Origin of the sequence: Streptomyces sp. NPDC048057 (assembly GCF_040653095.1) — a bacterium.
Taxonomy (GTDB): Bacteria; Actinomycetota; Actinomycetes; order Streptomycetales; family Streptomycetaceae; genus Streptomyces.
Genome location: NZ_JBEZNF010000032.1, coordinates 25,597 through 40,976 on the forward strand (window position 1 = coordinate 25,597; position 15,380 = coordinate 40,976).

Consider the following 15,380-nt stretch of genomic DNA (forward strand, 5'->3'; position numbering starts at 1 on the left):
GTGAGCAATGAACGACCGTCCAGTGGTGATTAAGAACCGGCCAGGCGCGCAGATGAGGGCCGCCCCGCTCGGTACTCGCCCGGCGTCATGCCGAACCACTTCCGGAACGCCAAGTGGAATCCGACCGCGCTCTGGTACCCGACGCGTTGCGGGACCGCGGACTGCGGTACGGACGTCTCCCCGAGCAGTCTTGCCGCCTCCTGCATCCGGCGCCCCGTGAGGTGCCGGGCGGGCGCCTCACCGACCAGTTCCCGAAAGGCGGCGGTGAAGGCGGACCGGGACATTCCGACCGCCCGGGCCAGTGACTCGATCGTCCAGGGCTCGGCGAACCGAGTGGCGATGATCACCATGGCCTTGCTGATCCCGGGGTGGCGCAGCACGGGCAGCGCCGAGGGGTTGTCCGCGAGCTCCCGCAGCAGCGGGCGCAGCGCGAGGACCAGCGCCATCTCGAAGGCGCGCAGGGTCACCAGCCGGTCCCCCGGGCCCACCGGCCGGTCGGTGGCGGCCAGCAGCCGCAGCGTGTCGCGCAGCAGCGGCTCCTGGTCGACCTGGGAGCAGTCCATCACCAGTGCCCAGGGCAGTGCCTGGTACAGCCCGGTGGCGGCGTACTCGTCGTAGTGCAGCCCCGCGCAGAGCAGCCGGCTGACCGGCCCGTCGCCGTCGATCCTGATCTCGCCGGAGGTGCCGGGCTCGCGTTCGGGCAGCATGCTGCCGAGCGCGACGCCGCCGCGTCGCTCGGGGTGGTCGGAGAGCCGGTGCGCGGTGCCGGTCGGGAAGACCGCCAGATCGCCCTCGTGCAGCCGGAACGGGGTGCGTCCGTCCGCGGTGATCCAGCAGGAGCCCTCGGTGATGAAGTGCAGGACGGCGCAGCTCTCCTCCGCGTCGCCCTCGATGGCCCACGGGGCACGGACGTTCCAGCGGCTGTCGAACACGCCCGTGAGGCGCAGGGGCTTCATCAGCTCGCTGAGAAGGTCGTCGCCTTCGGTCGCGGCAGTCTCAACTGAGTCCATTGGACGATCCTTCAACCTCCGACCCGGTTTGTTAATTGATCGGCCGAAGCCGCCGCCGCGAGCCTGGGAAGAGCCGTACCCGGCAGCGACCTCAACCTTATCGAAGGGCTCTTCAGACACATGTCCGATCACATTCCGATGCGCGTGGCGGTCGTGGGGGCGACCGGCTTCCAGGGAGGTGCGACAGCGCGGCTGCTCGTGGAGCGGGGCCACCAGGTCCGTACCCTCAGCCGCAAGGCCGAAGCGGACCGTCCGGAACTGCCGGGCGTCTCCTTCGGCGAGGGCGACCTCGGCCGGTACGAGGACGTGCGCCAGCTCTTCGAGGGCGCGACCCACGCAGCCGTCGTGATGCCCCTGGTGTACCAGGCGGAGACGGTCATGCGGTACGCGCAGCACATCGCGAAGGCGGCGCGGGAGTCCGGAGTGCGGCGGCTGGTGTACAACGCCAACACGCGCGTGCCGCACCGGACGACGAACGTGGTCGCGTTCGAGACCCGGCGACTGGCCGAAACCGTACTGCGGGAGGGACTGGCGCAGAGCGGCGTGGAGCTGGTGGTCGTCCGCCCGCCGGTGTACCTCGACAATTTGTTCAGCCCGTGGAACGGGCCGGCGCTGCTGTCCGAGGGCGTGCTGGCGTATCCGCTGCCCGAGGCCGCGCCGACGGCGTGGATCTCGCACCGCGACCTCGCGGAGGCGGTGTTCGCGGCGCTGACCGTGGACGGCATCGGGGGCCACACCTTCGACATCGGCGGCTCGGTGTCACTGACGGGCGACGAGTTGGCGGCGGCGTTCTCCCGCGGCCTGGGCCGCGAGGTGCGGTACGTGCCGCTGGCCCCGCAGGTCTTCGAACAGGGCCTGTCCCAGATCGTCGGCCCCGAGGCGGCGGCCGGCGTGTCCGGGCTGTACCACTACATGGCCTCGGGCCTGGAGCCGAACTTGATGGCCTGCGACGGCGGCACGTCATCGACGGCCCTGTCCGTGAAGCCCGCGGCCGTCGAGGAGTGGGTGGCCCGCCAGCCGTGGCACATGTGGATCGAGGAGATGGCATGACCGACGCGTTCGACCGGACCTCCGCGGCCCGTACGGCCGACGCGCCCGCCATCGGCCCCAGGGAGCCGAGCTGGGAATTGACGCAGCCTTAACCGGACACACCTGCCCGAGGGCCCCGACGCACGACGCGTCGGGGCCCTCGGGCGTGTGCGCCCGTACCGGGCCGGTTCCTTCCGCCCACCGGGTGAACGCGGACGGGGGCAGTCGGGGACCCGGCCCGTCAGCGACCTACCAGCACGTTACAAATATCAGGAGACTTCAACAAAACCGGCACATCACTAGATTTCACCCCATCTGATATCAAGTCAGACATCCCGCCCGCACAGCCCTCACAGGTGAGCCCATGATCGGTCGCATCCCCGTCCTGGACGTCCGTCCCCTGGTCGACTGCGGGAGGAGGCCCGCCAAAGCCGTCGTCGGTGAGACCTTCCGGATCAGCGCCACGGTGTTCCGCGAAGGCCACGGCGCCGTCGGGGCGAACGTCGTCCTGCGCGGCCCCGGCGGCCGTCCGGGCCCCTGGACGCCGATGCGGGAACTCGCCCCCGGCTCGGACCGCTGGGGCGCGGACGTCACCCCGGACGTCGAGGGCAGCTGGAGCTACGCCGTCGAGTCGTGGAGCGACCCGCTCGCCGACTGGCTGCACGAGGCCGAGGTGAAGGTGCCCGCGGACATCGACACCGCGCTCGTCCTGGAGGAGGGCGCACGGCTGTACGAACGCGCCGCCGGCGGCGTGCCGAAGCGGAACGGCCGGGAGGCGGTGCTCGCGGTCGTGGACGCGCTGCGCGACGACACCGAGGAGCCCGAGACCCGGCTCGCCGCCGCCCTCGCCTCGGACGCCCGCCGGGCGCTCGCCCGCCACCCGCTGCGCGAACTGGTCACCCTCTCCCGCCCCCTGCCGCTCCTGGTGGAGCGCCGCCGGGCGCTCTTCGGCTCCTGGTACGAGTTCTTCCCGCGCTCCGAGGGCGCCGTCGTCACCCCCGGCCGCCCCCCGGTCTCGGGCACCTTCCGCACCGCCGCCGAGCGGCTGCCGGCGATCGCCGCGATGGGCTTCGACGTCGTCTACCTGCCGCCGGTGCACCCCATCGGCACCAGCCACCGCAAGGGCCCGGACAACTCCCTGGCCGCCGGCCCCCACGACGTCGGCGTGCCGTGGGCGATCGGCTCGCCCGACGGCGGCCACGACGCGATCCACCCCGACCTCGGCACCCCCGCGGACTTCGCGCACTTCGTGCAGACCGCGCGCGCCCTGCGCCTGGAGGTCGCCCTCGACTTCGCCCTCCAGTGCTCCCCGGACCACCCCTGGGTCACCGGGCACCCCGAGTGGTTCGCCCACCGGGCCGACGGCAGCATCGCGTACGCGGAGAACCCGCCGAAGAAGTACCAGGACATCTACCCGATCGCCTTCGACGCGGATCTGCGCGGCCTGGTCGAGGAGACCCTGCGGGTGCTGCGGCTGTGGATGGGCCGCGGGGTGCGGATCTTCAGGGTCGACAATCCGCACACCAAGCCGGTCGCCTTCTGGGAGCAGGTCATCGCGGAGGTCAACCGCACCGACCCGGACGTGATCTTCCTCGCGGAGGCGTTCACCCGCCCGGCGATGGTGCGCACGCTGGCCGCGGTCGGCTTCCAGCAGTCGTACACGTACTTCACCTGGCGCACCACCAAGCAGGAGCTGACGGAGTACCTCACCGAGCTGTCCGGGGAGACCGCCGCCTACCTGCGCCCCAACTTCTTCGTGAACACCCCCGACATCCTGCACGCCTACCTCCAGCGCGGCGGGCGCCCGGCCTTCGAGGTGCGGGCGGTGCTCGCCGCGACGCTCTCCCCCTCCTGGGGCGTGTACGCCGGCTTCGAACTGTGCGAGAACACCGCGCTGCGGGAGGGCAGCGAGGAGTACCGGCGCTCCGAGAAGTACGAGCTGCGGCCCCGCGACTGGGCGGCGGCAGAGCGCTCGGGGCGCACCATCACCCCCCTGATCACGGCCCTCAACCGGATCAGGAGGCGCCACCCGGCGCTCCAGCAACTGCGGAACCTGCACTTCCACGCGACCGACAACCCCTCGGTGATCGCGTACTCCAAGCGGGCGGGCCAGGACACCGTGCTCGTCGTCGCCAACCTCGACCCCCACCACACCCAGGAGGCCACGGTCTCGTTGGACATGCCGCGACTCGGGCTCGCATGGCACGAGACCGCCCCGGTGCGCGATCTGCTCACCGGTGAGACCTATCACTGGGGCAGAGCCGCCTATGTGCGCCTTGAGCCGGGCAGCACGCCCGCGCACGTCGTGGCTCTGCGACCGTCCCCGCCGATCGGAGGGTCACCCACATCATGATCGTCAATGAACCCGTCCACGACCTGTTCGAGGACACTCCCGAGAAGGACCGCGACCCCGACTGGTTCAAGCGGGCCGTCTTCTACGAAGTCCTGGTGCGCTCCTTCCAGGACAGCGACGGCGACGGCGTCGGCGACCTCAAAGGGCTCACCGCCAAGCTCGACTACCTCCAGTGGCTGGGCGTCGACTGCCTCTGGCTGCCGCCCTTCTTCAAGTCGCCGCTGCGCGACGGCGGCTACGACGTCGCCGACTACACCTCGGTCCTGCCGGAGTTCGGCGACCTGGCCGACTTCGTCGAGTTCGTGGACGCCGCCCACCAGCGCGGCATGCGCGTCATCATCGACTTCGTCATGAACCACACCAGCGACCAGCACGAGTGGTTCCAGCAGTCCCGCTCCGACCCGAACGGGCCGTACGGCGACTACTACGTCTGGGCCGACGACGACAAGCAGTACCCGGACGCCCGGATCATCTTCGTCGACACCGAGTCGTCGAACTGGACCTTCGACCCGGTCCGCAAGCAGTACTACTGGCACCGCTTCTTCTCCCACCAACCGGACCTCAACTACGAGAACCCGGCCGTGCAGGAGGAGATCGTCTCCGCCCTGCGGTTCTGGCTGGACCTCGGCATCGACGGCTTCCGGCTGGACGCGGTGCCGTACCTGTACCAGGAGGAGGGCACCAACTGCGAGAACCTGGCGCGCACCCACGACTTCCTCAAGCGGGTCCGCAAGGAGATCGACGCCCACTACCCCGACACGGTGCTGCTGGCCGAGGCCAACCAGTGGCCGGAGGACGTCGTCGACTACTTCGGCGACTACGCGGCGGGCGGCGACGAGTGCCACATGGCCTTCCACTTCCCGGTGATGCCGCGGATCTTCATGGCGGTGCGCCGGGAGTCGCGCTACCCGGTCTCGGAAATCCTCGCCAAGACCCCGGCGATCCCACAGAACTGCCAGTGGGGCATCTTCCTGCGCAACCACGACGAGCTGACCCTCGAAATGGTCACGGACGAAGAGCGCGACTACATGTACGCGGAGTACGCCAAGGACCCGCGGATGCGGGCCAACATCGGCATCCGCCGCCGCCTCGCGACCCTGCTGGACAACGACCGCAACCAGATCGAGCTGTTCACCGCCCTGCTGCTGTCCCTGCCGGGCTCGCCGATCCTCTACTACGGCGACGAGATCGGCATGGGCGACAACATCTGGCTCGGCGACCGGGACGCGGTGCGCACCCCGATGCAGTGGACGCCGGACCGGAACGCCGGCTTCTCCTCCTGTGACCCGGGGCGGCTGTACCTGCCGACCATCATGGACCCGGTGTACGGCTACCAGGTCACCAACGTCGAGGCGGCCATGAGCAGTCCGTCGTCGCTGCTGCACTGGACCCGGCGGATGATCGAGATCCGCAAGCAGAATCCTGCCTTCGGGCTCGGCGCGTACACCGAGCTGCCCTCCTCCAACCCCGCGGTGCTCGCGTTCACCCGGGAGTACCAGGACGACCTGGTGCTGTGCGTGAACAACTTCTCCCGCTTCGCCCAGCCCACCGAGCTGGACCTGCGGGAGTTCGCCGGCCGACGGCCCGTCGAGCTGATCGGCCAGGTCCGCTTCCCGGCGATCGGCCAGTGGCCGTACCTGCTCACCCTCGCGGGACACGGCTTCTACTGGTTCCGCCTGCGCCAGGTCATGTCTGGCAAATAGCGTCGTCCGCCCTTAGGGCGGGGGCCGCGGCTCCCCCAGACCTTCGGCTGGGGGTACCCCCAGTGCGTGCAATCGCAAGGCGGTGGGGGTACCCCCGGCGAAGCCAGGGGGAGGTCGTCCTCGTACTGGTAGTACGAGGACGATCCGACAACGCTGGGGGACCCTCCCGTGTCCGAAGGGCCACGGGGGAGAGTGTGCGTGCCGAACGCCGCGGCCCAGACGGGATTTGTCAGACATGGCCTGGGACCGGCCCTCCGGCTGATCCTTCACGACGCCCGGCCGGCCGTCCCGGCCACGGCCGGGCGTCCGGACGCAACCTTCCGCACGCCTCGCCCCACCCCCGCAGCGGGCACTCTGAGCGCCCGCTCCGCGCGCCGCCGGACAGTGGACGCCATGATCCGCGACACTCTCCGCATATGTGACAAAAGGGTATATTTCGGGGAAAGGACGCGATGCCATGTCGGAGGCTGCTGCCACCCGCACTCCCGTAGGCCGACTCCCGCTGGTACCGCTGCTCCCCTCGCTCGCCCCGCTGCTGCGGTCCTGGCTGCCCCGCCAACGCTGGTTCGCCGGCAAGGGCCGGTCGATCACCGGCTTCTCGCTGGTGTCGGCGACCGAGTTGCTGCCCGTGACCGGTGCCGGACCGGGCGCGGGACCGGGGTTGCTGCACCTGTTGGTGACGGTCCACCAGGGGGCTTCCTCGACGCCGGACGACTGCTACCAGCTCCTGCTCGGCGTGCGGGACGCGCTGCCGCCGCACCTCGCCCCCGCGCTGATCGGCCGCCCCGCCACGGGCCCGCTCACCGACCGCACGGTGTACGAAGGGCTGCTCGACCCGCGGCTGGCGGAGCTGGTCCTGGAGCGGCTGCGCACCCCCGGCACCCTGGGGCCGCTGCGCTTCGAACGGTTCGAGCACGCCCCCGCCGTACCGGGCGCACTGGCCGCACGCCCGCTCGACGCCGAGCAGTCCAACTCGTCGCTGGTGTACGGCGACGAGTACGTCCTCAAGGTGCTGCGGCGCGTCCAGCCCGGCCCCCACCCCGACCTGGAGCTGCCGTTGGCGCTGGCACGCGCCGGGTGCCCGCGGGTGCCGGTGCCGGTCGCCTGGTACGAGACGACCGCGCCGCACCCGTACACGCTCGGCGTGCTCCAGCCGTACCTGCGCGGCTCCCGGGACGGCTGGCAGCTCGCGCTGGAGGCGCTGGCCGCCGGCCGGCCGTTCACCGCGGAGGCCAGGGCGCTGGGCCGGGTCACCGCCGAGGTGCACACCGCGCTCGCCGCCGAGTTGCCGACGGTCGCCCTCGACCGCGCCCACGCCCGGCAGCTGGCCGCGGCGATGGCCCGCCGCCTGGACGAGGCCGCGCACGCGGTGCCCGGGCTGCTGGCGTACGCGCCCCGGCTGCGCTCCGCCTTCGACGCGCTGGCGGACCTCGGGGACACCGGGCGCCCCTGGCGGGTCCAGCGCGTCCACGGCGACCTCCACCTCGGCCAGGCGTTGTACGCCGCCCCGGACTGGTCCGTCATCGACTTCGAGGGCGAGCCGGCCCGCCCGCTGGCCGAGCGCCGCCGCCCCCAGCCGCCGGTGCGGGACGTCGCCGGGATACTGCGCTCCTTCGACTACGCGGCCCGTACCCACCGCCCGTGGAACCCGTCCTGGGCCGAGCGCTGCCGGACGGCGTACTGCGAGGGCTACGCGGAGGCCGCGGGCGTCGACCCGCGGTCCGAGCCCGAGTTGCTGCGCGCGTACGAGACCGACAAGGCGGTGTACGAGGTCGTGTACGAGGCCCGGCACCGCCCCGACTGGCTCCCTGTGCCGATGGCGGCGATCGACCGGCTGGCCGCCGTCGCCTGAACGACCCCCTTCTCCCGCCGTGTTCCCCCTTTCGAGTTCTCGCATTGTGTTCCAAGGAGGCCCGTACCCGTGACCCCCGCACGCCCCCCGTACCACGACACCCCCGACACCGAAGCGGCGGGCGCCCCGGCGCCCACGTCGTCCGTGCCCAGGCCGACGGTCCAACAGACCGCCGCCGCACGGCCGGCCCGCTCGGGCACGGCGAAGCCGGCGCGCCCGGCGCCGCCGGTACGGAAGGCGCCCGTCCGCACCGCCCGCCGGCAGGCCGCCGAGCAGCCGGGCGTGCCCGCGGCACCGCCCCTCGCGCCCGAGGAGCGCGCACGGCTGCTCGGCGGCGGGCACCACGACCCGCACGCCGTCCTCGGGGCGCACGCCGGGCCCGCCGGCGTCGCGGTGCGCGTCCTGCGCCCGTACGCGCGCGCGGTCGCCCTCCTCGTCCCCGACGGGCAGCGGCTCCCGCTGCACGACGACGGCGACGGCCTGTTCTCCACGCTGCTGCCGGAACCCACCGCGGCGGTCCCCGAGTACCGGCTGCTGATCACGTACGACACCCCGGACGGGCGGGGCGTCCACGAGGTCGAGACGCACGACCCGTACCGGCTGCTGCCCTCCCTCGGCGAACTCGACCTGCATCTGATCGGCGAGGGGCGGCACGAGGAGCTGTGGCGGGCGCTCGGCGCCCACCCGCTGGTCCACCAGGGGGTGGCCGGCACCCGGTTCACGCTGTGGGCGCCGAACGCGCGGGGCGTGCGGATCGCCGGCGACTTCAACTACTGGGACGGCGGCGGCTATCCGATGCGGTCGCTGGGCTCGTCGGGGGTGTGGGAGCTGTTCCTCCCCGGCATCGACGCGGGCGCGCTGTACAAGTTCGAGATCGCGCGCCCGGACGGCACGCACACCCTGCGGGCCGACCCGATGGCCCGGCACACCGAGGTGCCGCCGGCGAACGCCTCCGTGGTGACCCGGTCGCACCACGTCTGGCAGGACGAAGAGTGGTTGGCCCGCAGGTCCGGGCGCCCCGCCCACGAGGGGCCGATGTCGGTGTACGAGGTCCACCTCGCCTCCTGGCGCCCCGGGCTGACCTACCGCCAGCTCGCCGAACAGCTCCCCTCGTACGTCAAGGACCTCGGCTTCACGCACGTGGAGATGATGCCGCTGGCGGAGCACCCCTTCGGCGGCTCGTGGGGCTACCAGGTCACCGGCTTCTACGCGCCGACCTCCCGCATGGGCTCCCCCGACGACTTCCGCCATCTGATCGACGCGCTGCACCGCGCCGGGATCGGCGTGATCATGGACTGGGTGCCGGCGCACTTCCCGCGCGACGAGTGGGCGCTCGCGGAGTTCGACGGGCGCCCGCTGTACGAGCACGCGGACCCGGCGCGGGCCGCGCACCCGGACTGGGGCACGCTGGAGTTCGACTACGGCCGCAAGGAGGTCCGCAACTTCCTCGTCGCGAACGCGGTGTACTGGTGCGAGGAGTTCCACATCGACGGGCTGCGGGTGGACGCGGTCGCCTCGATGCTCTACCTCGACTACTCCCGCGAGGAGGGCGAGTGGACGCCGAACGCGCACGGCGGCCGGGAGGACCTGGACGCGGTCGCCTTCCTCAAGGAGATGAACGCCACCGTCTACCGGCGCTGCCCCGGGGTGGTCACCATCGCGGAGGAGTCCACCGCCTGGGACGGGGTGACCCGCCCCACCGACAGCGGCGGCCTCGGCTTCGGCCTGAAGTGGAACATGGGCTGGATGCACGACTCGCTGGAGTACATGGTCCGCGAGCCGGTGCACCGCAAGTTCCACCACCACGAGATGACCTTCGCGATGGTGTACGCGTACAGCGAGAACTACGTCCTGCCGATCTCGCACGACGAGGTCGTGCACGGCAAGCGGGCGCTGGTCGGCAAGATGCCGGGCGACTGGTGGCAACAGCGCGCCAACCACCGCGCCTACCTGGGCTTCATGTGGTCCCACCCCGGCAAGCAACTGCTCTTCATGGGCCAGGAGTTCGCCCAGGGCGCGGAGTGGTCGGAGTCCCACGGCCCCGACTGGTGGCTGCTGGACCCCTCGTACGCGGCCGAGCCCGACCACCGGGGCGTGCGGCACCTGGTACGCGACCTGAACGCGGTGTACGGCGCGACGCCCGCGCTGTGGGAGCGGGACTCCGCGCCCGACGGCTTCGCGTGGATCGACGCGGACGCGGCGGAGGACAACGTCTTCGCGTATCTCCGCTTCGACGCGGCGCGCCATCCGCTCGTCGCGGTCAGCAACTTCTCCCCGGTGGTGCGGGAGGGCTACCGGCTGGGGGTGCCGGAGTGGATCCCCACGTGGGAGGAGGTGCTGAACACGGACGAGTCCCGCTACGGCGGTGCGGGCATCCGGAACGGCTCGGGCGAACGCGCGACGGTCCACCCGGAGCCGACCCCGTCCCACGGCCGCGGCTCCAGTGTCGTGCTGACCTTGCCACCGCTCGCCACGCTCTGGCTCCGCCCGGCGTAGGCGTCCCCCGCGCGGGCTGCCCACGCCCCTGCTGACTGGGGCACGAGTCAGCGATGCGGGTTGCCCAGCAGGCGCGGTTTCGCCGTGCGGCGTGCTGTGTTGTCGCGTCTGCGGCCCGGTGGGTGGCTTGTCGCGCAGTTCCCCGCGCCCCTGTTTCGCTTCCCTCGGGTGGTTACCTGCGGGGTATCGACGGCTGTTCTCGCCAGTTCCGTCCCCTACGCCCAGGGGAACGCCCCAAAACCCCCGGCCCAGCCCGCAGACAAGGGACGGGGAGGAGCGATTCAGGGGCGCTGGGGGTCCCCCCACGCCCTCTGGGCGTAGGGGGCGGAACTGCGCGACAAACCACCCACCGGGCCGCGGTCGCCACGGTCGCTCGACCAGCGCGGCGGGACCGCGGCCTCAGCGGAGCATTCGCGCGAGGCGGATCGAGGTGCGCAGGAGTCGGACGTACGGGCTCCAGCGCGACGGCTCGCGGACCGTTCCGGTCAGAGCCGACTCCGCACGGTCCAGCGCGTCCTCCAGGAGCGCGTCGTGCAGCGGGCGGAAGACCAGCGGCCAGCTCACCCGCGCCGGGCCCCGCGCGTCCATCGCGAGGACGTGGCGCAGCACCGTCCGCTCCTCGTCCACCGCGTGCACGGCGAACTCGTGGAAGCCGTGAAACCCCCGCGGCCCGCGGAAGGCGAACCGCACCGACGCCCCGGGGACGTACGCGGCGACGGTGTAGCGCACCGGACCGTGGCCCCCGCTCGCGCCGACCCCGAGCGGCCGGTCGAAGACCATCGCCGGCCAGGCGCGGTGCGGCCACAGCCGGTCCTTGGGGCTGCTCAGGGTGTCGATGAGCGCGCCGACCTCTTCCGCCGGCGCAGCCAGGACGCGTTCGTGCACGTTGTGGACGTCCATGCGGCGCCTCACTCCCCCTTGAGGCCGGCCGGGAGTTCACCGGCGTGGATCAGCCCCAGGCGCTGCGTCGCGCGCGTCATCGCCACGTACAGGTCGCTGTCGTCGAAGCGGCCCGGTTCGACGAGGACGACCGCGTCGAACTCCAGGCCCTTCGCCGCGCGCGGGTCGAGCAGCACCACGCGTCGGGTGAGGTCCACCGCGCCGCCCGCGAGTTCCGCGTGGCCCTGCACGAGCTGCGCGTGGAGTTCGGCCGGGGCGATCACGGCCAGCCGGCCCTCCTGCGGGGTCTCGCGGCGCACGGCCGCGGCGACCGCGGCGGCGAGGTCGCCCTCGGCGACCCGTTCGCGCCACGGCTCGACGCCGGTCGACCGCACCGAGCGCGGCGGCTCGAAGTCGGGGTGCGTGGCGCGGCGCGCCGCCGCGGCGAGCGCCATGATCTCGGCCGGGGTGCGGTAGTTGACGCCGAGTCGGGCGTGGTTCCAGCGGTCGCCCACGTACGGCCCGAGGATCTGCTGCCAGGTGCCGGCGCCGGAGCGCTCCGCGGTCTGCGCGAGATCGCCGACCAGGGTCATCGAACGCGTCGGGCAGCGCCGCATCAGCAGCCGCCAGGCCATCGGCGACAGCTCCTGCGCCTCGTCGACGATGATGTGCCCGAAGGCCCAGGTGCGGTCCGCCGCGGCGCGCTCGGCGGCGCTGCGGTGGTCGGCCTCCTCGTGCCGCTCGGCCATCCGCTCCGCGTCGATGACGTCGTGCGCGGCGAGGACTTCGGACTCCTCGTCCTCGAACTCGTACGACTCCGAACCCGACGACAGGTCCAGCACGCCCTGCGCGTAGGCGATCCGCTCCTGCCGTGCGGCCTCTTCGGCGGCGCGTTCGGCGCTGTCGTCGACGCCGAGGAGTTCCGCGACCTCGTCGAGGAGGGGCACGTCGGCCGGGGTCCAGGCGCCGTCCTCGCGCCGCAGCAGCAGCGCGTCGTCCTCGGTCAGATGGCCCTCGGGCGCGGCGAGGAAGTCGGCGACGACCTGCTCGGGGGTGAGCAGCGGCCACAGTTCGTCGATGGCCGCATGGACGTCGGCGCTGGTGGCGATCTCCTTGCCGATCTGGGCGGCGTCGTCGGGGCCGAGGAGGTTCGGTCCGCCGTACGGGTCGGCGCCGAGCCGGTCGACGAGCTCCGCGGTGAGCGCGTCGATGATCCGGAACGCGAAGTGCGGCCGGGCGAGGTTGTGCGGCAGCCCGGTGGCGCGGGCCCGGTCCCGTGCCTCGTACGCCATCTCGCGGTGCAGCCGCAGGGTGCCGTACTGCTCGTGGTCGACGAGCAGCGCGGGCTCGGGGAGGGTGCCCTGTGACTCGTGGTCCGCGCCGGGGGCGTCGGGGATGGTCTCGGGCAGCAGTTGGCGGTCGCGCACCACCCGCTCCAGCACCGCGGCCATCTCCGTGCGGCCCTTGACCTCGGCGGCGGCCGGCGGCTCGACGCCGGTGGCGTGCACGCCGGGGAAGAGTTCGCCCAGGGTGGACAGCAGGACGCCGGTCTCGCCGAGGGACGGCAGGACTTCGCCGATGTAGCCGAGGAAGGCCGGGTTCGGGCCGACGATCAGCACGGCGCGGCGGGCGAGCTGCTCCCGTTCCGCGTACAGCAGGTACGCGGCGCGGTGCAGCGCGACCGCGGTCTTGCCGGTGCCGGGGCCGCCCTCGACGACGAGCACGCCCTGGCGCGGTGCGCGGATGATGCGGTCCTGTTCGGCCTGGATGGTCTGCACGATGTCGGCCATGCGGCCGGTGCGGGCGGCGGAGACCGCGGCGAGCAGCACGGAGTCGGCGTCGTGGTCCTCGTAGCCGGTGCTGCCGGTGTCCCGCAGGTCGAGGACCTCGTCGTGCAGCGCGGTGACGGTGCGCTCGTGGGTGCTGATGTGCCGGCGCCGGCGCAGCCCCATGGGCTCGTACCCCGTCGCGAGGTAGAAGGGGCGGGCGACGGGGGCGCGCCAGTCGACGAGCAGGGGCGTGAGGTCCGGGTCGGCCGCGCGGATGCCGATGCGGCCGATGTGGCGGACCGTGCCGTCCTGGAAGTCGAGCCGGCCGAAGCAGAGTCCGGACTCCACGGCGTTGAGCGCGGCGAGGTGGGCGGAGCGTTCGAAGGTGCGCACGTCGCGTTCGACGCGCGCCTGGCGGCCGGTGCCGAGCTGGGCCAGGGAGGCCCGGACGGTGGCCTCGGCCTCGCCGCGGAGCTCTTCCAGACGGGTGTAGACGGCGGAAAGGAATTGCTGCTCGTCCGCCAATTCCGCACCGTCGGCGGCGTGCCGGTCTTTCTCACATTCCCCGTTTGACAATTCAGCTCCTGACGCGATAAGGTGTCACCTGTTGACGAATTTCGCCGTTCTCGATTCCGTTTCCCTCGGGAGAACAGGCAAACAACCAATATACGCAGAGCAAGGCAATCACGAAAACCCTCGACCGATCATTCGGCGGGGGATTTTTTGTTACAAAGGGTGCCGTGCCCCCTGAATCCCACGGCGAAGGTTCCGCCCGCGAACGCGAACCGCTCCACGAACTGAACCTCTGGCGGCAGGACCTCGGCCGTGCGCCGGACTCCGTCTGGGACCGCACCGACCTCCAGGTGCTGATCCTCGCCGACAACGGACTGACCGAACTGTCCCCGCGCATCGGCGCGCTGCGCCGGCTGCGCACCCTGGACCTGGGCCACAACGCGCTGACCTCGCTGCCGGTGGAGATCGGCGAGCTGCGCTCGCTCAGCCGCTTCCTCTACCTCCACGACAACCGGCTGTCCGAGCTGCCGGCGTCCCTGGGCCGCCTGACGGCGCTGCGCTACCTCAACGTCGGCGAGAACCCGCTGACCGCGCTCCCCGACGAGCTGGGGTCGATGACGTCCCTGGTCGAACTGCGGGCGCAGCAGTGCGCCCTGACGGGGCTTCCGACCCGCGTCGGGCGGCTGACGGCGCTGCGGGAGCTGTGGCTGCGCGGCAACGCGCTGACGGGGCTGCCGGATGCGGTGGCGCAGCTGCGGGAGCTGCGGCAGTTGGAGCTACGGGAGAACGCACTGGCCGAGGTGCCCGCGGCGCTGGCGTCCCTCCCGCGCTTGCGCTCCTTGGACCTCCGGGCGAACCGGTTGCGCGCCCTGCCCTCCTGGGTGACCCGCATGCCCGCGCTGGAGAAGCTGGACCTGCGGTGGAACGACCGCTGGGAGGGCGGGGCGCCGGATGCGGGGGTGGTCGAGGAGTTGGAGCGGCGGGGCTGCGCGGTGCTGATCAGCTGAGGGCCGTTCCGTGGCGCGTGTCAGTCGAGGACGTTGGCCAGCTCCCGCAGCAGCAGGCGCTTGGGCTTGGCGCCCACGGTCGACAGCACCGGCTCGCCGCCGCGGAAGACCATCAGCGTCGGGGTGGAGAGCACCGCGTACCGCTGCGTCGTCTCCGTGTTGGCGTCCACGTCGATCTGCACCACCGTGAGCCGTTCCGCCTCCTCGCGGGCGATGTCCGCGAGGACCGGCTTCAGCATCCGGCACGGCCCGCACCAGACCGCGGTGAACTGCACCAGCACCGGCAGCTCCGACTCCAGCACCCGCGCAGTGAAGTCGGCGTCGGTCACGTCCGCGACGCCCGCCGTCCCCGTCACAGCTCCCCCTCCGCGACGCTCCGGGCACAGCGGGGCGCCGGGCAGTCGAGCGCTTCGAGTTCGGCCCGGGCCAGTTGGGCGCCGACCCGTTCCCGCACCGACCGGAGCCGTTCGATCAGCCCGTCCAGTTCGTCGAGCTTGGCCCGGTAGACGGCGAGGGAGGCGGGGCAGGCGTCCCCGGCCGGGTGCCCCGCCCGCAGGCACTCCACGAAGGGCCGGGTCTCCTCCAGGTCGAATCCGAAGTCCTGGAGGGTCCTGATTTCCTCCAGGAGCCGCAGGTCGCCCTCGTCGTAGCTGCGGTAGCCGTTGTCCGCGCGCCGTGCGGGCAGCAGTCCGCGGGTCTCGTAGTAGCGGAGCGTGCGGGTGGTGGTCCCGGCGCGCTCGGCCAGTTCGCCGATTCTCATGTCGGCGAA

At 72.2% G+C, this 15,380-nt stretch carries 11 protein-coding genes; 6 read left to right on the top strand and 5 right to left on the bottom strand.

Going from position 1 to position 15,380, the window contains the following annotated elements; translation table 11 throughout:
- Positions 1-29 precede the first annotated feature (29 nt).
- A complete protein-coding gene (locus AB0E05_RS30460; protein WP_361969428.1) occupies positions 30-1,010 on the bottom strand; it encodes an AraC family transcriptional regulator in 981 nt (326 codons plus the stop codon).
- 120 nt (positions 1,011-1,130) lie between these two features.
- Here AB0E05_RS30460 and AB0E05_RS30465 point away from each other — a divergent pair, with 120 nt between their 5' ends.
- From AB0E05_RS30465 to glgB, 5 genes are all read left to right on the top strand, one after another.
- Entirely contained in the window at positions 1,131-2,060 is a 930-nt protein-coding gene (locus AB0E05_RS30465) for an NmrA family NAD(P)-binding protein (protein ID WP_361969431.1), read from the top strand.
- A 343-nt stretch (positions 2,061-2,403) separates the two neighbouring features.
- Complete coding sequence (locus tag AB0E05_RS30470; RefSeq protein WP_361969434.1) at positions 2,404-4,392, top strand: alpha-1,4-glucan--maltose-1-phosphate maltosyltransferase; 1,989 nt, start codon at positions 2,404-2,406, stop codon at positions 4,390-4,392.
- Positions 4,389-6,095 (top strand): maltose alpha-D-glucosyltransferase, encoded by a 1,707-nt coding sequence (treS, locus tag AB0E05_RS30475; RefSeq protein WP_361969437.1) that lies wholly within the window; start codon positions 4,389-4,391, stop codon positions 6,093-6,095. The genes AB0E05_RS30470 and treS overlap by 4 nt, the downstream gene beginning before the upstream one ends.
- A 457-nt stretch (positions 6,096-6,552) precedes the next feature.
- Complete coding sequence (locus AB0E05_RS30480; protein ID WP_361969440.1) at positions 6,553-7,947, top strand: maltokinase; 1,395 nt, start codon at positions 6,553-6,555, stop codon at positions 7,945-7,947.
- Between the two features lie 69 nt (positions 7,948-8,016).
- Positions 8,017-10,443, top strand: coding sequence for a 1,4-alpha-glucan branching enzyme (gene glgB / locus AB0E05_RS30485; RefSeq protein WP_361969443.1), 2,427 nt, complete (start codon positions 8,017-8,019; stop codon positions 10,441-10,443).
- Positions 10,444-10,842: 399 nt separating this feature from the next.
- Here glgB and AB0E05_RS30490 read toward each other — a convergent pair whose 3' ends face one another.
- Positions 10,843-11,343, bottom strand: coding sequence for an SRPBCC family protein (locus AB0E05_RS30490; protein ID WP_361969446.1), 501 nt, complete (start codon positions 11,341-11,343; stop codon positions 10,843-10,845).
- A gap of 8 nt (positions 11,344-11,351) precedes the next feature.
- Positions 11,352-13,616, bottom strand: a complete 2,265-nt coding sequence (locus tag AB0E05_RS30495; RefSeq protein WP_361969449.1) for a UvrD-helicase domain-containing protein — start codon at positions 13,614-13,616, stop codon at positions 11,352-11,354.
- 272 nt (positions 13,617-13,888) lie between these two features.
- Between AB0E05_RS30495 and AB0E05_RS30500 the strand changes: the two genes are divergently transcribed.
- Positions 13,889-14,611, top strand: coding sequence for a leucine-rich repeat domain-containing protein (locus AB0E05_RS30500; RefSeq protein WP_361969600.1), 723 nt, complete (start codon positions 13,889-13,891; stop codon positions 14,609-14,611).
- 20 nt (positions 14,612-14,631) lie between these two features.
- Here AB0E05_RS30500 and AB0E05_RS30505 read toward each other — a convergent pair whose 3' ends face one another.
- Positions 14,632-14,967: a thioredoxin domain-containing protein gene (locus AB0E05_RS30505; protein ID WP_361969451.1), complete on the bottom strand. Its 336-nt coding sequence runs from the start codon at positions 14,965-14,967 to the stop codon at positions 14,632-14,634.
- Positions 14,964-15,371 carry a MerR family transcriptional regulator gene (locus AB0E05_RS30510; RefSeq protein WP_361969454.1) on the bottom strand — a complete coding sequence of 136 codons (408 nt, stop codon included), beginning with the start codon at positions 15,369-15,371 and terminating at the stop codon, positions 14,964-14,966. The genes AB0E05_RS30505 and AB0E05_RS30510 overlap by 4 nt, the downstream gene beginning before the upstream one ends.
- Between the last annotated feature and the right edge of the window lie 9 nt (positions 15,372-15,380).